Annotated in this window: 23 protein-coding genes; 9 read left to right on the top strand and 14 right to left on the bottom strand. The window is 46.9% G+C overall.

Annotation, left to right across the window (positions count from 1 at the left end; genetic code table 11):
- Positions 1-144: 144 nt before the first annotated feature.
- Together LZG94_RS05265 and LZG94_RS05260 are read left to right on the top strand one after the other, a co-directional pair.
- The gene (locus LZG94_RS05265; RefSeq protein ID WP_233790882.1) at positions 145-1653 is read left to right on the top strand and encodes a glycosyltransferase family 39 protein; all 1509 of its coding nucleotides are present in this window, start codon (positions 145-147) and stop codon (positions 1651-1653) included.
- Positions 1654-1691: 38 nt separating this feature from the next.
- The gene (locus LZG94_RS05260) at positions 1692-1922 is read left to right on the top strand and encodes a hypothetical protein (RefSeq protein WP_233790881.1); all 231 of its coding nucleotides are present in this window, start codon (positions 1692-1694) and stop codon (positions 1920-1922) included.
- On the opposite strand, the gene LZG94_RS05255 is transcribed toward LZG94_RS05260, so the two are convergent.
- From LZG94_RS05255 to LZG94_RS05245, 3 genes are all read right to left on the bottom strand, one after another.
- Positions 1923-3146 carry an RNA polymerase sigma factor gene (locus LZG94_RS05255; RefSeq protein WP_233790880.1) on the bottom strand — a complete coding sequence of 408 codons (1224 nt, stop codon included), beginning with the start codon at positions 3144-3146 and terminating at the stop codon, positions 1923-1925.
- Positions 3143-3493: a YciI family protein gene (locus tag LZG94_RS05250; protein WP_215235464.1), complete on the bottom strand. Its 351-nt coding sequence runs from the start codon at positions 3491-3493 to the stop codon at positions 3143-3145. Before LZG94_RS05250 ends, LZG94_RS05255 begins: the two co-directional genes overlap by 4 nt.
- A gap of 132 nt (positions 3494-3625) precedes the next feature.
- Entirely contained in the window at positions 3626-4024 is a 399-nt protein-coding gene (locus LZG94_RS05245; RefSeq protein ID WP_215235465.1) for a heme-binding protein, read from the bottom strand.
- Between the two features lie 183 nt (positions 4025-4207).
- Between LZG94_RS05245 and LZG94_RS05240 the strand changes: the two genes are divergently transcribed.
- Positions 4208-4672: an OsmC family protein gene (locus LZG94_RS05240; protein ID WP_233790879.1), complete on the top strand. Its 465-nt coding sequence runs from the start codon at positions 4208-4210 to the stop codon at positions 4670-4672.
- Between the two features lie 2 nt (positions 4673-4674).
- Here the strand turns inward: LZG94_RS05240 and LZG94_RS05235 are convergent, their stop codons facing one another.
- Complete coding sequence (locus LZG94_RS05235; RefSeq protein WP_233790878.1) at positions 4675-7221, bottom strand: ABC transporter permease; 2547 nt, start codon at positions 7219-7221, stop codon at positions 4675-4677.
- 109 nt (positions 7222-7330) lie between these two features.
- On the opposite strand from LZG94_RS05235, the gene LZG94_RS05230 reads away from it, so the two are divergent.
- Positions 7331-7504, top strand: coding sequence for a hypothetical protein (locus LZG94_RS05230; RefSeq protein WP_233790877.1), 174 nt, complete (start codon positions 7331-7333; stop codon positions 7502-7504).
- A gap of 53 nt (positions 7505-7557) precedes the next feature.
- On the opposite strand, the gene LZG94_RS05225 is transcribed toward LZG94_RS05230, so the two are convergent.
- From LZG94_RS05225 to LZG94_RS05200, 6 genes are all read right to left on the bottom strand, one after another.
- A complete protein-coding gene (locus LZG94_RS05225; RefSeq protein WP_233790876.1) occupies positions 7558-10053 on the bottom strand; it encodes a hypothetical protein in 2496 nt (831 codons plus the stop codon).
- Positions 10010-10315 (bottom strand): hypothetical protein, encoded by a 306-nt coding sequence (locus LZG94_RS05220; protein WP_233790875.1) that lies wholly within the window; start codon positions 10313-10315, stop codon positions 10010-10012. Before LZG94_RS05220 ends, LZG94_RS05225 begins: the two co-directional genes overlap by 44 nt.
- Before the next feature lie 9 nt (positions 10316-10324).
- Positions 10325-11737: an alpha-L-fucosidase gene (locus LZG94_RS05215; RefSeq protein ID WP_233790874.1), complete on the bottom strand. Its 1413-nt coding sequence runs from the start codon at positions 11735-11737 to the stop codon at positions 10325-10327.
- A gap of 294 nt (positions 11738-12031) precedes the next feature.
- On the bottom strand, positions 12032-12499 hold the full coding sequence (locus LZG94_RS05210) for a hypothetical protein (RefSeq protein ID WP_233790873.1): 468 nt from the start codon (positions 12497-12499) through the stop codon (positions 12032-12034).
- Positions 12500-12505: 6 nt separating this feature from the next.
- Positions 12506-12901: a helix-turn-helix transcriptional regulator gene (locus LZG94_RS05205; protein WP_233790872.1), complete on the bottom strand. Its 396-nt coding sequence runs from the start codon at positions 12899-12901 to the stop codon at positions 12506-12508.
- Between the two features lie 2 nt (positions 12902-12903).
- Positions 12904-13368, bottom strand: a complete 465-nt coding sequence (locus LZG94_RS05200; protein ID WP_233790871.1) for a hypothetical protein — start codon at positions 13366-13368, stop codon at positions 12904-12906.
- 146 nt (positions 13369-13514) lie between these two features.
- Here LZG94_RS05200 and LZG94_RS05195 point away from each other — a divergent pair, with 146 nt between their 5' ends.
- Positions 13515-13886: a VOC family protein gene (locus tag LZG94_RS05195; protein ID WP_233790870.1), complete on the top strand. Its 372-nt coding sequence runs from the start codon at positions 13515-13517 to the stop codon at positions 13884-13886.
- Positions 13887-13940: 54 nt separating this feature from the next.
- Here the strand turns inward: LZG94_RS05195 and LZG94_RS05190 are convergent, their stop codons facing one another.
- The gene (locus tag LZG94_RS05190) at positions 13941-14627 is read right to left on the bottom strand and encodes a hypothetical protein (protein WP_233790869.1); all 687 of its coding nucleotides are present in this window, start codon (positions 14625-14627) and stop codon (positions 13941-13943) included.
- Between the two features lie 141 nt (positions 14628-14768).
- On the opposite strand from LZG94_RS05190, the gene LZG94_RS05185 reads away from it, so the two are divergent.
- Complete coding sequence (locus tag LZG94_RS05185; protein ID WP_233790868.1) at positions 14769-16097, top strand: glycoside hydrolase family 28 protein; 1329 nt, start codon at positions 14769-14771, stop codon at positions 16095-16097.
- Positions 16098-16179: 82 nt separating this feature from the next.
- On the opposite strand, the gene LZG94_RS05180 is transcribed toward LZG94_RS05185, so the two are convergent.
- A complete protein-coding gene (locus tag LZG94_RS05180) occupies positions 16180-16434 on the bottom strand; it encodes a hypothetical protein (protein ID WP_233790867.1) in 255 nt (84 codons plus the stop codon).
- Between the two features lie 162 nt (positions 16435-16596).
- Positions 16597-17424: an AraC family transcriptional regulator gene (locus LZG94_RS05175; RefSeq protein WP_233790866.1), complete on the bottom strand. Its 828-nt coding sequence runs from the start codon at positions 17422-17424 to the stop codon at positions 16597-16599.
- A gap of 117 nt (positions 17425-17541) precedes the next feature.
- Here LZG94_RS05175 and LZG94_RS05170 point away from each other — a divergent pair, with 117 nt between their 5' ends.
- Positions 17542-18414: a DUF1080 domain-containing protein gene (locus LZG94_RS05170; protein ID WP_233790865.1), complete on the top strand. Its 873-nt coding sequence runs from the start codon at positions 17542-17544 to the stop codon at positions 18412-18414.
- 34 nt (positions 18415-18448) lie between these two features.
- On the opposite strand, the gene LZG94_RS05165 is transcribed toward LZG94_RS05170, so the two are convergent.
- The gene (locus tag LZG94_RS05165; RefSeq protein ID WP_233790864.1) at positions 18449-20086 is read right to left on the bottom strand and encodes a carboxylesterase/lipase family protein; all 1638 of its coding nucleotides are present in this window, start codon (positions 20084-20086) and stop codon (positions 18449-18451) included.
- Between the two features lie 202 nt (positions 20087-20288).
- On the opposite strand from LZG94_RS05165, the gene LZG94_RS05160 reads away from it, so the two are divergent.
- A complete protein-coding gene (locus LZG94_RS05160; RefSeq protein ID WP_233790863.1) occupies positions 20289-21260 on the top strand; it encodes an aldo/keto reductase in 972 nt (323 codons plus the stop codon).
- Between the two features lies 1 nt (position 21261).
- Positions 21262-22104, top strand: coding sequence for an AraC family transcriptional regulator (locus tag LZG94_RS05155; RefSeq protein WP_233790862.1), 843 nt, complete (start codon positions 21262-21264; stop codon positions 22102-22104).
- Positions 22105-22107: the final 3 nt, after the last annotated feature.

Below are 22107 nucleotides of genomic sequence, written 5' to 3'. Positions count from 1 at the left end.
AATTTTGTCTGATTCGATTTAGATCACAATATAACACGGGTTAAATATTCTTCTTCCAAAAATTAGATTTTTGACCAGATACTGCTTTAACTTTAAAATCTGCGCAAAACAACCAGCTGCGCCCAGCCTTAATATTCCGGATTCATGACAAAAGCGAATACGCTCTTATGTGTTTTTATTGTTTTGAAGTTTGTACTGCAATATTTACTGATCATTCCTGAATACGATCTGCACCGCGATGAATACCTGCATCTGGACCAGGCGAACCATCTAGCCTGGGGCTACCTATCTGTCCCGCCGGTCACTTCCTGGATCGCGACCCTGATCAAATGGCTTGGAAATGGCGTTTTCTGGGTCCGGTTCTTCCCTGCCCTGTGTGGCGCACTGACAATCTGGGTCGTCTGGAAAACAACCGAAACTTTGAAAGGCGGCTTATATGCTTGCGCACTTGCCGCTACGTGTACCTTATTTTCTGCGCTGATGAGATTGAACCAGCTTTTTCAGCCCAATTCGGTGGACGTGCTTTGCTGGGCAACGCTGTATTTTCTTTTGATCAAATACATTCAAACCAACAAACCAAAGTGGCTGTACTGGTTTGCAGTCGTTTTTGCATTCGGTTTTCTCAATAAATACAATGTCGCGTTTCTGATCATAGGGTTACTTCCTTCCATTTTACTAACCAAACACCGCCAGCTGCTGGTTACCCGCCCGTTCTTTCTCGCATTACTGATAAGCCTTGTATTGATCTCACCCAACCTGATCTGGCAGTATCAAAACGATTTTCCAGTGTTTCACCACATGAAGATATTGGCCGAAACACAGCTGGTAAATGTTACACCCGCCGATTTTTTCAAAGAGCAATTTATATATTTCGTTGGCGGGATAATCGTGCTGGTCCCCGGCCTGTACGCACTTCTTTTTTATAAGCCGTTTGAAAAATACCGCCTATTTTTTTTCTCGATCATTTTCACACTGGCTGTGTTCGTTTTTTTGAGAGCAAAAGGATATTATGCAATCGGCATTTACCCCATTTACCTGGCTTTCGGGGCAGTTTTTGTTTCGGCGAAAATTAAGTCTAAGTGGATCCGTGCTGCATATATCATCATTCCCGCGACTATTTTTATCCCGGTCGCACGGGTGGCTTTCCCCAATCAGACACCTGAAAAAATCGTTGCTAACTCTCAACGTTTCAAACGGGCCGGTTTGCTTCGCTGGGAAGATGGAAAAGACCATGAGATTCCGCAGGACTTTGCTGATATGGTCGGCTGGAAAGAGCTGGCAGAAAAGGTTGACGCCGCTTATACCAAATCACCTGACCCAGAAAATACACTCGTACTCTGCGACAACTACGGGCAGGCTGGCGCGATTAATTACTATTCAAAAAAGGGAATCCGTGCGGTGACTTTCAATGCGGATTATGTCAATTGGTTTGACCTTAGCAAGAAATACAAACACCTGGTTCGCGTCAAAAATGGGTGGGAAACGGAAGCGGAAATGAAGGAAACAGGGCAGCTTTTTACCAGCGGAGCAATTACGGATTCGGTCACCTATCGGTATGCCAGAGAGCGCGGCGCGGCTATTTTTTTGTTTTTAAATGCTAAATCCGACATTAATGGCAGACTGGCCAAAGAAATAGAAGAAATGCGCTGGTAAGAAAATTGATTTTTTGGGACAATTAAGCTATCTATATTATGCCAGAACTAGAACTTACGGGGCTTCAAAAAAGAGCTTCGAAATACATTGATAAAACGATTACTTACAAAGTCCGGCCGGGCGAGGTAATTGAAGGCTACTTTGCGGGCTTTGATGAAAAAAACAACGAACGCGCAGTAATTCAAATGTCCAATGCAGCGGATACAACCACGTTACCGTTAATGACGGTGGTGAATTATTTTGAGGGGGTTGAAGATGATGAGGAGTGATTATACCTCCAACCTCCCAATTTCCCGCTCTACAAACTTTCTCTCAAAAGCATTGACCGGGCAGCTTAGTGCTTTTTTGTAGCTGGCTAATGCGTTGGAAATTTCGTTTTTGTCCGCATATATTTTTGCCCAGAAACAATGGATGAGGTGATAGTTCTGAAAAAAGCGGTTTGCATTGAGTTGCTTTAAAATTTCGATAGCGCCAGCTTCGTTTCCGCCGAAATACAAGGCAGCTGCCTGACCGAGTTTCGTGAACGGAGAGGAATTGAGTAACACAAGTTTCCCGTAAAGCTTTGCAATACCGGGCCAGTCGGTTTCGTCAAACGTGCGGGCCTGCGTGTGCTTGTAGGCAATCGCCGCTTCCAGCTGCCACGCGCTTGCGAATGCAGATTCCTTTTGAGAAAGTAAGAGGTAATGGTTGGCCAAAGCGATCATTTCCTGATCCCAGCGGCTTCGGTCCTGTGTAGCGAGCGTGGTCAGTTCGTCGGGCTGGTTGGTCCTTGACTCCGCCCGCGCCAGGTTGTACAAGAGTAACGCATACAAAGCTTTCACTTCCCCGTTTCCAGCAATACCCATTTTCATCATTTCCTGTAACAGGCTCAGCGCGTCTTCGCAAAGCCGTTCGTCCGACAATTGGCCGGAATCAGAAAGCTGATATCCTGCGGTAAACATCACATAAAGCACTTTCAACGCCATTCTGACCTTCTGCGCACTGATGTTTTCCGGCATATCTACGGCGGAGAAATTATCACGCGACTGTTCCGCACGCCAGCGATAAATGATCTTTTGAATGGTATCCTCTCCAGAAGCCAGGAGCGCCGCGATTTGTTTTGTCTTTAATCCGCACACATATTTCAATACCACCACCAGCTGCACCTTGGGAGGAAAAGCCGGTTGCAGGCAACCAAAAAGCACGCGGAGCAAGTCCTGATCATCGGTAAACCGAGCATCAACAATCACATAATCATCCGTTTCCAATCGGGCAGGTTTCTGTTTTTTCAAATGCTTGTATGCGATATTCCTGATCGTAGCGTAAAGCCACGCTTCGGGCTGATCGGGTACATTTTCCCTCCATTTATCCGAGGCGATTGCAAAGGCTTCCTGCACGATATCCTCCGAAAGCGCGATCTCTTCAATGCCGGTATGATACATCAAAACCGCCACCATTTTTCCGAAATGATGGCGGTGAAGCTCAGAAATCAAGTCCGAAATATTCTTCGTCACGGCTCTTGCTGCGTATCCATGATCGGCCGCACTTCAATGCTGATCTTGTCCTGGATTATCTGCGGGCATTGCGCGGCGATCGCAGCGGCCTGCTGTAAAGTTTCCGCCTGAATGATCAGGTAGCCGCTGATTCCTTCTTTCGCGTCCATTAACAATCCGTCGGTGTCGACCTGCTTTCCTACGATCCTGGATTCGTTTTCAAGCGGTTCGCCCGCGATGAAGCTGTCGAACTTGATCAGTTCTTCCACCCAGCTATTCATCTCGGCAATATCCTGCTGCATTTCTTCTTCCGACATCCCGGAAAGCCGCACAAGGTCTTCACGGATAAGCAATAAGAATTTTTTCATAGTCAGATTTTCTGGTATAGTACCTGAACGGCAGTTTTCCGGACAAGTTTTTCGAAATAAAATTATTTCGTGTTGCCAATCTAACCAAATGGGGTCAAAAGTCCCGGCCTATCTTGCGGCCGGGACTTTCAATTATAGCGAAGTCGCGCCGGCTTCAGCCACTTCATGATCGTCGTCTACGGTACTGCCACTGACACCGATCGCGCCGATTATTTCTCCGCCTGAGTTTTTAATCACAACACCACCGGGGAACGTAATAAGTCCGCCATTCGAATGCTCAATGTTATATAGCGGTGCGCCAGGCTGTACCAGCGGGCTGAGTGCGGCAGTGTCCATAGTAAACCAAACGGCCGTTTTCGCCTTTTTTAACGAAATATCAACCGATCCGAGCCAGGCTCCGTCCATACGTGCGAACGCTACCAGATTTGCTCCCGTATCTACTACGCTGATATTCATTTTTGTATTGATTTCCGTCGCTTTTGATTTTGCTGCGGCAATAATAGCTTCTGCCTGTTCCAATGTAATATTCATGATCTCCCCGGTTTAAATTTTTGATAAATCAGTTTTCTACCTCAACCTAAAAAGACCATACCCTACACACTAAACGTAACTGGGAGCATCCTCTGTTTCACTTTGAAACACAGTTCCTTTTCTCAATTTCAAAGGTTATTTTGCATTAAAAAAGCAGGCTAAACTTTTCCCGAATAGAAGCAAATGCGGCAACATCATTATAAAACTACCATTGAATGGACCGGCAATACCGGCCGGGGTACGGCCGACTACCGCGCCTATGAAAGAAGTCACATCGCAAAAATTGAAGGCAAGCCCGGGATCGATCTCTCCTCGGATCCAGCTTTCCGCGGTGACCGGACCAGGCATAATCCGGAAGAATTGTTTGTAGCCTCGATCGCTTCCTGCCACATGCTCTGGTACCTGCATTTGTGCACCGAAGCGGGCGTGGTAGTGCTCGAATATCAGGACCGGGCGAGTGGAACAATGGAAGAAACTGACAATGGCAGCGGCCGTTTTACGGAAATTATATTATATCCCGTAGTAAAAGTTTCGGATGAAAGTATGCTTCAAAAAGCGAACGAACTGCACCATAAGGCACACGAATATTGTTTTATCGCCAATTCCTGCAACTTCCCGATCCGGCACGAGCCAGTTTCGACAATTTAAGATTATTCGCTGCGTAAACTTTTCACCGGATTCATCAAAGCCGCCCGAATGCTCTGATAGCTGATCGTGAGCATAGCCACAGCGAGCGCCATTCCTCCCGCAGCCGCGAACATCCACCAGGAAAGACTGATTTTATACGCAAAATCCTGCAACCAGCTATTCATACTATACCAAGCAACAGGTACCGCGATCACGATGGCGACCAGGATAAGCTGGATAAAATCCTTTGCGAGCAAACCTACAATACCGGCCACACTGGAACCCAAAACCTTCCGGACCCCGATTTCACGCTTGCGCACCTGCGCTGTGTAGGCGGCCAGACCAAATAATCCAAGGCAGGATATCAGGATCGCAATACCTGCAAACAAATTGAAAAGTGTGCCGCTCTGCTGCTCGGACCTGTAAAGATCATTGAATGCCTGATCCAGAAACGCGTAGTGGAACTCGAAATCCCCATTATATTTTTTCCACGAAAGGCCGGCGGCTGCGATTGCATTTTCCGCATTCTGGCCGGTAGTTTTAATGTAAATCTGATAGGAATCGCCGGGCTCGTAGTAAAATACCGCCGGGTCTATCGTTTGCCGCATCGAGGAAGCGTGAAAATCTTTGACCACACCAATAATAGTACCTTCCCTATCCCAGAGCTTAAACCGCTTTCCGATAGGATCTGTCAACCGGGCTGCTTTCACGGCTGTTTCGTTTAGTATAAAATGGGTGCTGTCCGAAACCGAACCTTTAAATCCAGCTCCGTATGCGAGCTGCATTTTAAAAAATGACAGGAAATCCTTTTCGATCGCCATTGGCCTTATCATCATGGTTTCACCCTTTTCCTTTCCATCCCAGTCGTTGCTGCCCGTTTGGCTACCGATGCTGATAATGAAGGAACTAGCCCTTGTCACACTGGTAATGCCCGGCTGGCTGAGCAGATCCGCTTTCACCGCCTCGAAGTGCTTGCCCATTTCCCGCATATTAAATGAAAGCACATGCGCTTTGTCGTAACCCAATGCTTTGGAACGAATGTATTTGAGCTGGCTGCTGATCACAAATGTGCCGATGATCAGGATCACAGAAACTGCAAATTGGGTTATAACGAGCACCTTACGCAATGCAACGTCGCTGATTTGCGTCGAAGCCTTGCCTTTAAAAGCCCTGAGGGGATCGAAAGACGATAATAATACCGCCGGGTAAATACTTGATACCGCTAATGTGCCCAGAAGCGTCAGCGCGATCACTTTCCAGATCTGGATATTGGTCAGGTCAAAGGTGAGGTCTTTCCCCGAAAGCTGATTGTAAAGGGGTAGTAATGAGTAAATAAACAATACCGCAACTGCGGAGGCAATCCCGAAAATTAGTGCAGTTTCTACAATGAATTGCGTAAAAAGCTGTCGCCGTGCCGCACCGACAATTTTGCGCATACTCACTTCTTTTGCCCGCAACATCGCGCGCGCTGTCGACAGATTGACGTAGTTAATGCAGGCAATGCCCAATATCAGCAGCGCAATCACGACAAACATGCGTACGGTTTCGATGCCGCCATTCGATCCGTCGGATTGATAAAGGTGCTTTTTCACAAGCGGCACCAGCAGGTAGGTAAGGTCGGTATCGTCGGGTTTATTGCGCAAATGGATGTTCCGGAGCTTAACGGCCAGCTTGGCAATTTGCACGTTTGGTTGCAGCAGAAAATAAGTATCGTAGTTGAATTGATGAAAATCATTGTCCCTGTTCCTGCCGTCGGGCCGGCTGCTGTACATATCCTTAAAAAGCTTTCCGATAGGCAAAAACATTTCACCCTGTACCGTGGAGTTTTTGGGAAGATCCCGCACTATCCCGGTTACTGTGAAATTACGTCGATCGTTTGCACCCATTACCTTCCCGATCGGATCCTCGTCGCCAAAGTATTTCCTGGCAGTGGTTTCGGTCAGAACGATCGAATTATCGTCTATAAATGGTTTCGCAGGATCTCCTTTTATGAGGTTAAAATCAAAAACTGAAAATAAGCCAGGGTCTGTAAACATCGATTTCTCTTCGTTGAAAACCTTGTCTTTGTACCGGAATAAAATGTAGGACTGGTTATACGACATCCGCACAGCCGCTTTGATCTCAGGCAGTTCGCGCGTCCCCAAAACAGCGATTGGTGCGACAGTACTGGTCCAGATCTGCTTGCTGGAACCTGTACCGACCAAATTTTCTAGCTTATAGATCGCTTCCGAATTTTTATGGAAACGGTCAAAACTGAGTTCATCCTGTACCCAAAGCAAGATCAATATCCCCACTCCCAGCCCTAGTGTAAGCCCGGCTCCATTGATGAGCGTGTAAAACTTGCTTTTCAACAGGTTACGCCAGGCAATTTTGAAATAGTTACTGATCATGGTCGCATTGAGTAAATGAGTTGACAGGAAATCCGTTTCCGGACGATGCGTTTGGTCTATCAGGAAAATAGACATGCCAGCGACAGCAAACCCGCCTTTCAGCTTATAATCAGTACGATATCCTATATCATAGAATATCGGTTGTCCAGAATCGGACAAATTACGTCCGGCGGTGGACATGGCCGAAACGCTATTTTACAAAACAAAGAATTAATAAATAAAGGAAAATAAAAGTTAGTAATTGAAAATATAATATTACAATTGCAATACTAATTCCGGAATTCAGACTATGTCAGCTGTTGCGATATTTAATTCAAGATACCTTCAAATCGTGTTCATTGCTGTGTTTTGCTTGCTGAATGCAGCTGCCGAAGCACAGATCACTTCCCTTCCATTCACAGAGATCGAGCTTGACCAGGAGACTATTCATTTATTTGCAGCTTTCCGGGACATTCATTCGTGATGAAAGGGATCCTAAAAGTGCGTTAAAATAGAGCCTGATTTTTGCTGCCGGACCTATTCAAATAACCAGTCGATATTCCTGGCTCCGCCATCACTTCCCATTGCGGCAGCGTACGGTTTGATCTCGGTATCGCCGTCGATAAAACCAAGCACTGTAAAAATCCCTTTCCCAGGAACCAGCGTGTTATTTCCGGCCGGGAAGGTGTAGGAATGCACGTTAATATTTGGAAGTCCCTTTACCGTGAGCGCCGCGGTAATTTTCGCTTCCGCCTGACCGAAATCGTTACCAGTTGCGTCCGTTTCCAGATTTGGCACAGCGAGATAGGGTTTATCCTTAGATTGAAAATAGCCTACCAGCACTTTCACAGGTGTTTTGCTGGAAAAAGAAATCGAAGTCTGCTTATCCGCCAATTCGCCTGCATTCAAGCGTATCCCTTTCAGCACTGAAAGCTCGGCGGCCAGGCCGGTAATTGCCGATTCACGGTCTGAGAAAAGTGGCTCTCCTTTCGCCAAAGTGAACATTTCTACATTTTTGTCTTGCAGTGTCACAGCTACCGGTTCCAATTTCGCAACGAGTTCTTCCGCACTTTTCCCACTTTCCAGCAAAGTCAGGTGCTTTTTAAATTGCTTTAATTCTTCCTCGTAAAACGGCAACAGCTCAACCCAGGTTTTGTTTTTTCCATCATTTCCACCCACAGGAACGCGGCGCTGGGCAGTTTGCATGCTATTCGCGTAGAGATAAGTATCCTTTGTCAGGTTTGCCAGCTCCTTAAAATGCGCTACACTTTTTTCCAGATGCGGCACTGCGTTTTTCAGATCGGCGATGCTTTTTGAGTGGGTATATTTCAAAACCAGCTCCGCCGCCTGCACCTTTTCTGAGAAAAAATCCGCCAGTGCCCGGTGGCAATACATGTCGTTCCTGATACGCTGAAATTCCTCTTTTTCTTTCTTGACAAAAGGCTGCGCGCGATCGATTGCCTCTACTGAAAACTGTCCGTGCTGCACAACTTCCTTGATAACCTGCTCCGGCGTCTCGCCAATGTGCTTTTCGCCTTTCAAATTTTTCTCAACAAACTCAGTCAAAGTTTCCCCTTCCGGCCCGTCCGAATTATACAGCTCGGGCCACACGCGGTGTTTTTTCGGGTTCACCAGCTGGCTCATTGTCATACCCAGCGTGAGCGTCTGCCGGTTTCCGTTTGTGATCCCAAACCGGCGCAGCAACTTGGGCGTAATTTCTCCCGCCTGCTCGTAAGCTTCCAGAATATCGCCTCCGTGATTTTGGGTATCAAATGTCTTATCCAGCTCCTCTGACCAGTATTTTACTTCTTCCGTACGGTCTCTCCGGCAGTTCCATGCATAACGCGCCCATGCTTTGTACCACATCCAATCGCGATCGATCTGCAACTGGCGCGGGCTTACATTGTCGGCCGAATAGGGCCAGTCCCGGTACGAAGCTTCCGGATAAATGTGCAGTCCGTTTGCTCCGTGCACGTCGTGCATTGCCTGCACACTTTTTCGGATAAAATCAGCTGATCCATAGCGGAAAGGTTCCAGATTGGCCAGAATGTGGACATTTTCAATATGGATAGAACCCAGCTCGCTCATTTCCCGGTGCATTTTTGCCCACGGCCCGCGCGGCTGGTAGGTCGTCAGCGCCTCGCCGTTGTACTTGTTCATCGTGTACAAACTTTTATAGATCGGCAATGCAGCTTTCATTACCATTTGCGGATTCGTGTCGTGGCCTCTCAGCACGATTGGCGGCTGGACATCCGTTTTCAATGCAGCCAGCCCGTCTTTTACACCCGGGATAATGGTTTTGGTAAACCACTCCACATCCGTATCGTCGCCTTCCATTGCCTCGCCCAATGTGATCAGCAAACCCACATTTGGGTATTTCTCGACAAATGCAGCGATCGATTTCCGGGTATAATCAGATATCAGCGGCGTGATCGGGCGTTTTCTGTCCTGCGTTTTGATATTGTGTTTTTCGGCAAATGGTTTTGAAACTATGATATTGTAAAACATCTGGATAACCCAGATACCCCGTTTGTCCGCCTCTTTCGTTAGGAAGCTAAATATTTCTTCATTCTTCTTAAAAGTCTCCTCGTCCACTTCCAACGCGTAAGGGTAGTCTTTCAGTTTTACCAAAGACGCAAAAGGGTGCCCGTTCCACAGATACAAGGAATTCATGCGGTTGTCCACCAGCATATCCAGATACTTGATCCACAATGCCTTATCATACAGCCACGGGAAATTTTCGGGTGTATAGGGATATTCGTAAACTGTCCGACCCGGAAGATATTCCGGTTTTTGAATTCCGATACACGCGCCCCGCATGACCATTTCAGGCTGGTCTTTCACAGCAAGCTGCGCAGGTAATTTGCCGGATTTCGCAATGCGCTCCGCCAGGTCCAGACAACCGTACAATGCCCCCGACGCATCTGCGCCCGCGATCACGGTCTGGTTTGCATTTGTATTTAAAATATATCCTTCCTTACCTGGCTTGTCAGCGCCCTGTTTTGCAAGAATTTTTTTGAATATCCACTTCATCCAACAACCCAACTATCAGCCGTTTTCCAGCACCTTTTTTAATCAATTTACCTGAACTGACAGTATACCCGGCCGCATTCAACGCCTTCGTCAGGCGGGTTACTCCGAAATCAATGCGGTCATTTTTTGCTCCTGTTACAACGATCTCGATCGCCTCTTTCACCGGTTTGTTTTCATTGGCAACAACAGTGTTTCCCAAACCCGCACTCACCAGCAAAGTGATCAGGAACAGACAGTTGCGCATTATTTTAGTCAGTTGCATATTAATGAACTATTCAGTTTCGATTTTGAAAACATAAGCAATATCAGAAGGCACGCGCGTTTTCGCCGGCACTGTCAGTTTCAGTCCCGCTGCGTTTAGCTGACTTTCGCATTTAACCAGATTTTTTAAACCTAGCAAATGGACAGCCTTCACTTTACCCGGCAGGGACTTTGCATTTAATTCCTTCAAACTAACTGCCACGCCCGCTTCCGGCCATTCCAGGAAAATCGCGTAAATCGTTTTGCCTTTTTGTGTGTAAAAAACCTGCTGTTTTGCCGCGGTAGTTTCTCCGAAAACCGAAAACGGCCGCGTTTCGTACAGCGACTCACCAAACGACCACATCCAGCGGCCAACTTTATAAACTACCTCTTTCTGTTCCTCAGGAAAAGTCCCGTCGGCGCGTGGCGACAGGTTCAAAAGCATTTGGCCATTCTTGCTCACCACTTCCACAAGCGTATGGATAATTTCCTTTGCCGGCCTGATTTCCATGCCATCGGTGTGGCCCCACGAATACGATAGCCCGGTCCCGATCGAGTAATCGCAGAGCCAGGGTTTTTCGATGATCTTGTCGGGATTCGAATTTTCGTGATCCTCCATACCCACGCCCGCAGGCAGATCTTCGCCTTTGTAAGTCACGATCACATCCTGATTCCGCTTGTCGGCTTCATTAAAATAATGCGCAAGGTATTTCTGGATATTTTGTGTCGGAACCTGTTCAAGCCAGGCGTCGTGGTAAATCACATCGGGGTGGTATTTGTCGATCAGCTCGTTGCATTTGTCCATCCACATTTGCTCCCATTCCTCCTTTTTCATCGTCGATCCGTACAGTTTAGCATATTTCGGATCGCTACCAGCCCAGCCGGGCTTCATTTTCACATTGGTATAATTGAGTTCGTGGTGCAGGGAAGTGAAAAATTTCATCCCGCGTTTCCGTATTGACTTTTCCAACTCACCTACTACATCGCGCTTTGGCCCCATATCCTTTGCATTGAACGGGGTAAGGTCGCTGTCCCACATTGCAAATCCGTCGTGGTGTTCTGCTACCGGCCCTGCGAAACGCGCGCCGCCTTTTACGAAAAGATCAGCCCACTCTTCCGAATCGAACTTTTCACCTTTGAACATCGGAATAAAATCATGGTAGTCAAACTTTTCCAGCGGCCCGTAAAGCGCTAAATGCCGCTTATAGGTACCCAGCTTCGAATAGTCGGGACTGTCGTTGTGCATGTGCTGAATATAGTGTTCATTGTTATAGGCAGGCACCGCATATACGCCCCAGTGACAGTAAATCCCGAATTTCGCATCGCGCATCCATTCAGGTACTTCCTTATGTTTTTCCAAAGACTGCCAATTAGCCTGATAAGCTTCCTGGGCAAAAGCTTTCTGGCCAATCAGCAATGCAACCAGGACTGTGATTCTTGACAAATAATGCATTGTTTTTCAATAGTTTGTGTAAAAAAACAGGCAGCACGCACGCTGCCTGACGAATAGATATTGCTGGCATCAGGATGCTGAACACGGCCGACTTTTAAAAGTCTTACCAATTATCAGCATAAGCCTATTGCCTTCGATCTATACTTCGTTTTCACTCAATATATTTCCTTTTTTCTTCGATTAGTTTCTATTTGCTTCTTTTTTAAACGACAAGAGCGACACAGCGTTCTAGCCGGGCCCTTTCGTAGCATAGGAAATTCAGATAAGTCAATATTGGGTTGGGAATTATTTCAGATAACTGAAGTCTAACGTGACCAGTTCTTCAAAGCCTGATGCCATTCTTGTTGGATCTACTATCGGAAGGAGCGCACTATGGAAGGTTGTTCCTCTGCCAGCGGCACTCAGAAGTCCTCTTGCGGTGGAATATGCCAAGTCGAATATTTTCAACATCAAATCCTTATTACGGATTTTATGGTCTCCTAAATCCAACACGCTGTCAATGTCTTTGACCTTAAAAACTGATGATATGGTTGCCTCTAATTTGATCACCTCATTTGTCGGCGTCTGAGGGATTGCAAAGATTTCAACCCGGCTGGTTACCATTAGTAATCTATGCTCACCAGTCTCAATTTGAGCTTTAAATTTGTCAACCTTGAAGCGAAAGGAGACGATGGAATCTTTTGCAACTGGGTTCTCTATATATAGCTTATCCAGGCTACTGTCAATGATCTTTATATCAATCTTTTCCAGCACGACGATTCAAGAAACAGAGTACTCAACAAATTTAACCGGATTTTCAGCCCTTAAATAAGGAACGTCCAAATGGTCTAAACAGCTCTCGCAATCAACAAAATCGGCGATTGGTGCCTTATCTTCGTACTCAATTCCATTGCTCTCCAAGCTGTCATTCATAACTGCCATGATAACTGCTTCCAACACTACCTCCAAATGTGCAATAGTCTTGATAGTGAAATTATGAGTGCCCGATAGCCATTTGCTTACTTCAGACTCACTTTTCCCTAACATTGCTGCAAACTGCCTCTGGCTTATCTTTTTCCGTGTAAGGATTTCAACAATCCTGTCTGAAATATCGAAACTCTTGTCAACAAATCTGCTAATTGACTTATTAGCTTCTATTGAATCCAGTCTACCCATAGCTAAGTTATATCTACAAAAAGTTCACCTGACAAATCCATCCTATCGAAAGAATATACAATGTCACGGTCCTTGATTTTTTCCACAAACGCGATATCCACTGCATTCATCAGTTCCATAGCTGTGTTCGTTTCTGCTCCATCCTGCGTTTTCTGGCCTTTTTTCTCTCCGCCTCCATCCAAGATAATCAGATTCTCATGGCAGCGAATGCAATAAATTCTCAACTTTGAAAATCCAATCGGCCCCGCGTTTGCCCTTTTCTCGTGCCTGAAATAATGTTCCATGGCCCCCCTATTTTCAAGGTTTCTGAGCCAACTTTTTATCATCATTACATCTTCTTCAAAGCCCAGACGAAGGTACTTATCCAAAAATATATCCGTCTCATTTTCAACACAATCATCATATCTGACAGTATAGATTGACAGTTTTTTATTTTTAGAGTATTTCTCAATATGAATACGCTTCACTTATAAGTTAAGTTCAAATATAGAAAATCGTTATGACTAATATCGTTAAACTCCCATAATTGACACTTTTGTAGTGAACCCGTTTACTATTAGGCTGTGAAAACCAGATTAGCGGTTAGAAACCGGATATATTTAAATAAAAAACTATGAAACACAACGCCATATCAATGCGGCCGTTTATTGGGGCGAAGGATTTTGAGGTATCGAGGCGGTTTTACCGGGATCTTGGGTTTGAGGAAGTTGTATTGGAGCACAACTTTTCAGTGTTTAAGCTCGGTCAGCTGGCCTTTTATTTGCAGGATTATTATATCAAAGATTGGATAGATAACAGCATGATCTTCCTCGAAGTGGATGATGTGGAGCGTTACTATGCTGATTTGCAGGCGCTGGATCTGCCCGGAAAATATGAAGGTGTGAGATTGACGCCGATTAAGACCGATTATTGGGGCAGAGAATGCTTCCTGCACGATCCTTCCGGGATATTATGGCATTTCGGTGAGTTTTTTAAGAGGGAATAATTAGGAGATATCAAAATCTGGCGGGTTCCGGAGATCCCGCCAGGTTTGCTTATCCTATTCCGCGTCTTCTTCTGCGGCACTGGCGATGACCTCCGCTTGGTAAGTACCCGCATATTTGATCTCGTCGAGCCAGTAAGATGAGCTGACGATATCGTAAGTGACTGAATTTTCATCCCGGGAAATCGTTTCCAGCTTCCAGAGGATATCCTTCGCTTCTTCAAATTTGCCGCCTTGGAGCTGATCGGTAAATAGACGGTGGATCAGGCTGCGATCGGACATTCCTGCTGCAAGTATCCTGACAATCGCCGCTTCCGGTTGCTCACCCAACTCAGCAATTTCACCGGTGATACTAAGCTGAAAATGAACCGCTTCTCCGCGGGGAAATTTCCCATTATATGCTTCATACAGTAACTGCGTGGCACGGAACAGATCGGGATGCAGGGACAGTTCGGGATATTCTTCCCATAACTTTTCAGTCAATATCTCGTGCGACAAGTTTTCGATCTGGCCTTCCGTCAGCCGGCCTTCGATTACGTAATCGAGTACAATTTTTGCTGCTTCTTCGGGCTCGAAATCTGTGAGTGACATCATGCACATTTCTTTCAGTTCCCCATCTTTGATCTCCTGAGGATTGTCGTAGTCCATGGTGATCAGCAGGTTAACGTAGTCAACTCCCGACCAGGAATCGGGCAACTCCCGGACTTGTTCAAATGACAAAACCTTTGCTTCAATTTGGCTCATGCTCTTGGTTGTAATGCGCAGTGAATCCTGCGCGTAGCTTTGTCAATTAGTTACAGCAAAAGCATGCCAACCGGATTCTCGACATGCTGCATTCAACCAAAAAAATCGCAAATTGTGATTGATATCCATCAGTCGTTTTTCATGAAAAGATACAGTTTGCTCCTGCTATTGCTCTGCTGCATTGCCAATGCCGCATTTTCCCAAACTGAAAGATCTGCCACGTTTCCCGACGGAACCCGAATACCGGCCTGGTTTTCTGATAGTTCCAAAACAGATCTGCAAGATCTGGGCAAACAATTTGTTATTACGAAACTCGGTGCATCAGCGGACAGCAGCATTTTACAAACTGCCGCTATTCAAAAAATCATTGATCTGGCACACAGTGAAGGCGGCGGCGTGATCGTGATTCCAAAAGGTACATTTCTGAGCGGCGCTTTGTTTTTCAAGCCCAAAACACATTTGTACCTGTCGGAAGGCGCGGTATTGAAAGGGTCCGACCAGATCGCGGACTACCCGAAAATGCCTTCACGAATGGAGGGACAAACGCTGGATTATTTCCCGGCACTGGTAAATGCTTATGGTGTAAATGGCTTTACGATCTCGGGAAAAGGGATTATCGACGGCAATGGCCTTAATTACTGGAAGGCATTCTGGCAACGGAGGAAGGAAGACCCCAACTGCACGAATCTGGAAGTATCGCGCCCCCGGCTGGTTTTTATCTGGAAAAGCAACGATGTGCAGGTACAGGACGTGACGCTCCAAAATTCAGGTTTCTGGACAAGCCACTATTACCAATGCAATAATATCAAGATCCTGAATGTACGAATCACAGCCCCGCACGAGCCGATCAAAGCGCCGAGTACCGACGCAATTGACCTGGATGTGTGCAATAATGTGCTGATCAAAGGCTGCTACCTGGCTGTAAATGATGATGCGATCGCATTGAAAGGCGGAAAAGGACCTTATGCAGATACCCAAGCCGGCAATGGGGCGAACACCAATGTGATCATCGAAGACTGTACTTTCGGATTCTGCCACGCGGCGCTTACGTGCGGCAGTGAGGCGATCCATAATAAGAATATCGTCATGCGGAACTGTCACATTACCAACGCAATGCGGGTACTCTGGCTCAAAATGCGACCTGACACGCCGCAGAAATATGAGTTTGTGAGCGTCGAAAATATCGACGGCTATGCACATAGTCTGATCTACGTAAAACCCTGGAAGCAATTTTTTGATTTAAAAGGAAGAAAAGACGTCCCGCTATCCTATTGCGACAATATCAGCCTCAAAAACATTAACCTGAAATGCGAAGTTTTCTTCGACGTAAGCCCCGGCGATTATGATAAACTATCAAACTTCAACTTCGAAAACCTAAACATAACCGCCAAAAACGCAGACTACGACAAAAAAACAGTCAAGAATTTCAAAATGAAAAATGTCGTAGTCAACAAAAAACAACTAAACTAACTAGCTCCTCCATCCTCCATCCTCCCTTCCTCCCTTTCCTCCCTTCCTCCTTCCTCCCTTCCTCCGTCCTCCCTTCCTACCTCTACTCCCCATAAGTCAACTCCGCCAGCTGGTCAATCAGCTCATCACTCTGATCCAGATAGTCGGCTTCATCAAGCAGGCCGAGTTGGTAAGACCGGTGAAGTAAGTCCAGATCGGCTTTGATCTCGCGGCGACGTTTGGGCCGGGGCGGCTTGATCCTGGGTGGAAATTTCGTTTCGATCCATTCAGCGATAAGGCTGACGATGAACACGAACGTTCCGACCACAATAAAAAGAAGAAGTTCAAATAGCAGCACGGTAAAAGCCTGTTTCCGATCCTAATATCCCTGACAGGGTATCAGTTATAAACTTAACAAAAACGGATGGAGAGGCAATATGTCACCAACTAGTTTTTTAAAATCCGGTTCACGAACCAACTTCCAACAACCGGAACCGGCGGATCAGGATCGACCGCAACCCTACCCGCGCTGGCGGAACGAGGCAGGCGAAACACCTGCGTATTTGCGGAACTGCCTGCAAAGGTGGCTTTCATCGGTGTATCCAAATTCGTCTGCGATCTCGGTCAGCGACCGTTTACTGTAAAGCAGCCGCGATTCAATGATCCTGACTTTACTCCTGATAATATATTGTTTGAGCGACTCGCCGGTATGCCGTTTGAAAAAGAGGCTGATATAGGCGGGCGCATAATTGAACTGCCTGGCCAGATGCCCGATAGTGAGGCGTTCCGGCTCGAAAATGTGCTGTCGAACGTACATCAGAATCGCCTCCACGGAGTATTTCTTTGCCTCGCTTGCCGGGGAATGGTTGAAAAGATTGCGTGCGAGTACAAGCAGCATACTCCGCAAAATGCTGTCCCGCACCATATCGAAATAAGCAGACTTTTCATTCGCACATTCCGCCTCCAGCACGGCCAGCAAATGCAGTAACTTCTGTTTTTCCTGCTTATCGGTCACGATGGAATTGGAGCTTTGCGAAGAGGTGCTGAGTAAAGTTTTGATGATAGGCTGCCACGCCGCTTCCGGCTGCTCTTTTTCGACGGTTTCGTTAAAACGAACAAAGCAAAATTCGGTGATTTCACTGATCTCGAAATGGTGAAAATCCTCCGGTCCCAGCAGGAAAACGTCGCCGCTCACATATTCGTAGGCGTGGCCGTTGATATGATGCAGCCCGCTTCCATTCAGAATGAAAATGATCTCGAAATAGGTGTGCTTATGCACAGAATGCTGCCACACATCCGCTTCAAAGTGGTAAATACTGAACGGCTCGTGAAGTGTATATCTTTTCATGGGCAGAGAGGTTAATGTAAATCTACCGGCAAATAATGGATTTGTACAAAAGCGCCGGCTTTCTCATTTCTATTTTTGTAAAAAAACAGATTACCGGACTTACAACCTGAATCGAATATGAGATTAGCAATTTTACTCCTGGCTGCATTCACGACTATTTGCACCCTTTCTTCTGTGCAAGAGAAAGACGAATGGGAAGTTCTTCTGGATAAAGATCTCAGTCAATGGGAAAATTACCTGAGCTATAAACACAAAGATAACTATAATGGAAAAATACCGGTAGACGCCGCCGGTAAAGCAATAGCCCCCGTGGGATATAACAAGGATAAAGGTCAGGTTTTTTCAGTGCTGAACGAGCCGGGCGGCCCGGTTTTGCGCGTTAGCGGCGAGATTTACGGGTGCCTGATCAGCAAACAGTCGTACAAAAATTATCACCTCAAATTGCAGGTAAAATGGGGCAAGCAGAAGTACGAACCCAGGTTGCAAAAGCTGCGCGACTCAGGCATTTTATACCATTCAAACGGGGAAGCGGGCGCTGAGTACTGGCGTACCTGGATGCTTTCGCAGGAGTTTCAGATTATGGAAGGACACATGGGAGACTTCTGGTGCCAGGCCAGTTCTGCGATCGATATCCGGTCATTTCCTTCCGAAGGTGTGATGAACCGCGTCGCAGATGAAGGTCAGCCTTTTGGTACATTCAAGTCAGGAAGTGACTATTTCTGCATGCGTTCCGGTAATTTCGAAAAGCCTGATAATGAATGGAATACGCTTGAACTGATCTGCTTTGAGGGACAAAGTCTGCATATTGTGAACGGCCACGTGGTGATGGTCTTGAAAAATTCACGCTACATTAAAACCGGCGGCGAAGAGGTTCCGATGACCAGCGGCAAGATCCAGCTGCAAAGCGAAGCCGCGGAGGTTTTCTTCCGCGACGTTCGCATTAAACAACTTGATACATTACCGGTGGCGTATCAGAAGTATTTTCTGTAAAATGCTTTGATACTTACATATTCGTCTGTTTCCGTCAATTCTTGGTAGCCATTGCATCCATCAGCACATACCGCCCCTTGTGCTTATCGGTTTCCAGCCGGCTATCCACATCCAGGTACATATATTTTGCATCACCCCCAGGCTTCACAGGTGACCATTCAGGAAGACCTTTTCCATTGGGATTTGATGTTTTGATAAAATTGGCGAAGTACTCCTGCATGGTAGCGGATACTTGATGGTCTTCCGGCGTCCAGGCGTACACTTTATTATATGAGAGATTGCCCATAGCGTACTCAATTTCAGCTGAATGCACCGCGCCTTTGGGCAGTGGCGCTTTTGGGGCAGCATCGGTACTTTTTGAAACGCCGCCTGCCAGGTTCGCTGTTACATTGCCAGCTTCCGCATTCATAGCAGGGCGCGGCCGGCCGTACAGATAGCGGTAAACTGGTTTTCCTCCACCAGTTTTGCTCTGGATATCAATCCATTTCCAGGTACCGAAACCGATAAAACGGTCGCCGGCCAGGTCAGTTGCCACTTGCTCCACCTCTGCGTCCGAGGTAGCCGCATATTCCTTCAAAACTTTATCAGCCTGTTCCCCATAAAGTTTCTGAACAGCTTTTGTGTAGTTTTCCAGCGTCGGCGCTTCTTTACCCAGGATCATCCGGTAGTTCATTTCCTCCGTATTCCATCCTGCCAGTAACGGCACCTGCGATTGTTTTCCTTCCTGAAATGTCTTTAAAGGCGGCTCTGGAAAAAAGTAACCATCTACCGCAGATGAAAACCGCGGCACGCCCGGACCAGCTGTCGCTTTCAGCAATTCTTCGGCGGGTATCGCGCGCATTTCTGCCAGTGTTTTTTTGCCAACCTGCTCATTGAATTTGGCACCCGCCTGCTCCGCCTCCGCCAGAGGCACGGGAGGAAGTGTGCCCAATACAGAGCCACTTTCGCCTATTGCCGCTGCAAACAGATCTTTGGAAAGCGGCGATGCCATCAGGGCACTTACCGACAGCGAGCCGGCTGATTCTCCGGCAATAGTCACTTTGTTGGGATCACCTCCGAATGCGGCGATATTTTGCTTTACCCACGCCAGCGCAGCCGCCTGATCCAGATAGCCGTAATTTCCTGATGCTTTGTGCGGTGATTCCTTGGTAAGATCTGCTGACGCATAAAATCCGAATGCACCCAGCCGATAGTTTACCGTGAGACTTACAATGCCTTTTTTGGCCATACTTTCGCCATCGTACCTTCCTTCGGAACCGTCGCCGGCAATGAAACCGCCGCCATAGAAATAGACCAGAACGGGAAGTTTTTCATTCGCCGACTTTGCAGGTGTCCATACATTTAGGTACAAACAATCCTCACTCATTCCATCCGAGCGAAAGCCCATATCTCCGAACACTGCGTTTTGCATTGCCCGCGGACCAAATTTGACCGTTTTACGTACGCCTGTCCAGTTTTTGACCGGTTGTGGCTCGCGCCAGCGCAATTCACCGACCGGTGGAGCCGCAAAAGGTATACCTTTAAAAGCCCGCACACCTGACGCTTCCAGCACACCTTCCACGGTTCCGTTGGCAGTTTTAGCCTGCGGAGGCGACGCCGCACTTTTAGATTGGGCCGAAGCAGCGTGCATGATCTGCACCGCGAGCACCATAGTAATAAAGATAGTTTTCATCTAAAATAGAGTTAAATCCGATTCTGGAAAGCAATGTAGTAAATAGAAATATATTGTCTTAGGATAAGACATTAATAAGAAGATTACCTCCTAAATTTCCTCTCTTAACAGAACGCGAATGCCCGCTTACTGAGCCGCACGGGCAAAACATTTGAGCCGTGGAAGCAACTCTCGACGCAGTTTGATGTATGACCTTTGTATCATGAAAAACATCAAAAAAATTCACCTGGGCCAAAACGGCCCGCTTGTGTCCAAACTAGGTTTGGGCTGTATGCGTATGTCTTCTATCTGGGGCGGGCCCACACCCGACGAAACAGAAAGTATCGCGACGATCCATGAAGCGCTGGACAGCGGTATTAATTTTTTGAACACCGGAGACTTTTACGGTGCCGGGCACAATGAAATGCTGATCGGAAAAGCGATTAAAGGAAGACGGGATGATGCTTTTATAAGTGTAAAGTTTGGCGCTATCTTTCACAATGGTCAGTGGCTGGGACTGGACCTGCGCCCTATCGCGATCAAAAATTTTATTAACTACTCGCTGACGCGTTTGGGGATTGAAACAATTGATCTTTACCAGCCCAGTCGAATGGATGAAAGTGTGCCTGTGGAAGATATCATCGGAACGGTCGCCGACCTGATCAAAGAAGGTAAAGTTCGTTACATTGGCGTATCGGAAATTTCGGCAGACCAACTTCGCAAAGCCAACAGTACTTACCCGATCAGCGCGCTGGAAATCGGCTATTCGCTGGCCGATCGGCAGATAGAAAGCGAACTGCTGCCAACTGCCCGGGAATTAGGTATTGGTGTAGTGGCATTCGCCAATACCGCCGAAGGCTTACTGACCGGTGAACTGAAAGCGCCGCTTCCGGAAAACGATTATCGCGACCATTTCTCCCGTTTTCAAGGTGAAAATTTAATCCATAACCTGCAAAAAGTAGAAGTATTAAAGCAACTCGCCCACGATAAAGGTTGTACACCTACACAGCTTGCGATTGCCTGGGTGAAGGACCAGGGCGAGCATATTATGCCTTTGGTGAGCATGAGCCGCAGGTCGCGTTTGCCGGAAAATACAGCAGCAATGGATATTGTAATTACACCGGAAGAAATGAATACCTTAAATACTACTTTTGCCGCAGGCGCAATACTTGGCGGCACTTACTTACAACGTTAAAATGGAAAGTCCAGCAGAAATCCTTCCCGGCGTGATCTTTTATTCCTACCTCTCTACTGAACGGCGGGAGAAGGTCTGTTTCTGGAACCACCATACGCTTATTTTGCAGGTTTCGGGCCAATTCACGCTGGAAACGTCTGTGCAAACCATTTCAATGAACGGGGGTGAAATGCTGCTGGTCGGCAGAAACCAGCTCGGTACGCTCACAAAAACGCCGGCGGCCGGCGGCCCGGCGACCGGCGATCCGGCCGGCGGAGGCCACTATGAAACAATCGTAATATCCCTGCAGGAAGATCTGATGCGCAGGATTGCGCTGGAAGAAAAGCTGGAAGCGGAACAGAAGTATATCGGTCCGCCCAATCTGCTGATTCCGTCCAACGAGTTCCTGCGGGGATATTTTCAATCCATTGTCCCGTACGCCCGAAACTCCGGGGCGGCCATGACCGACGAAATGGGTATATTAAAGGTGAAGGAAGGGGTTAAATTGCTACTGCTTGCACTTCCGGGGCTTCGCAACTTTTTGTTCGATTTTTCTGATCCCAGTAAGATCGACCTGGAAAAATTCATGCTCAATAACTTTCATTTCAATGTCCCGATCAAGAAGTTCGCGCAGCTTACCGGTCGCAGTCTGGCGGCATTCAAGCGCGATTTTTTGAAAACGTTCGGTGCCCCGCCCCGTCACTGGCTGCAAGACAAACGGCTTAACGAAGCCAGGCACCTCATTGAAACCAAACATGTAAAACCCTCTGCTATTTATCTTGATCTGGGGTTTGAAAGCCTGTCGCACTTTTCACATTCCTTCAAAAAGAAATTTGGCATCGCGCCTACTTCACTGGTTATTTAAGAA

The organism is Dyadobacter sp. CY343, assembly GCF_021390335.1.
In the GTDB taxonomy this organism is placed as follows: domain Bacteria; phylum Bacteroidota; class Bacteroidia; order Cytophagales; family Spirosomataceae; genus Dyadobacter.
This window is presented reverse-complemented; position numbering and strand designations above follow the sequence as displayed.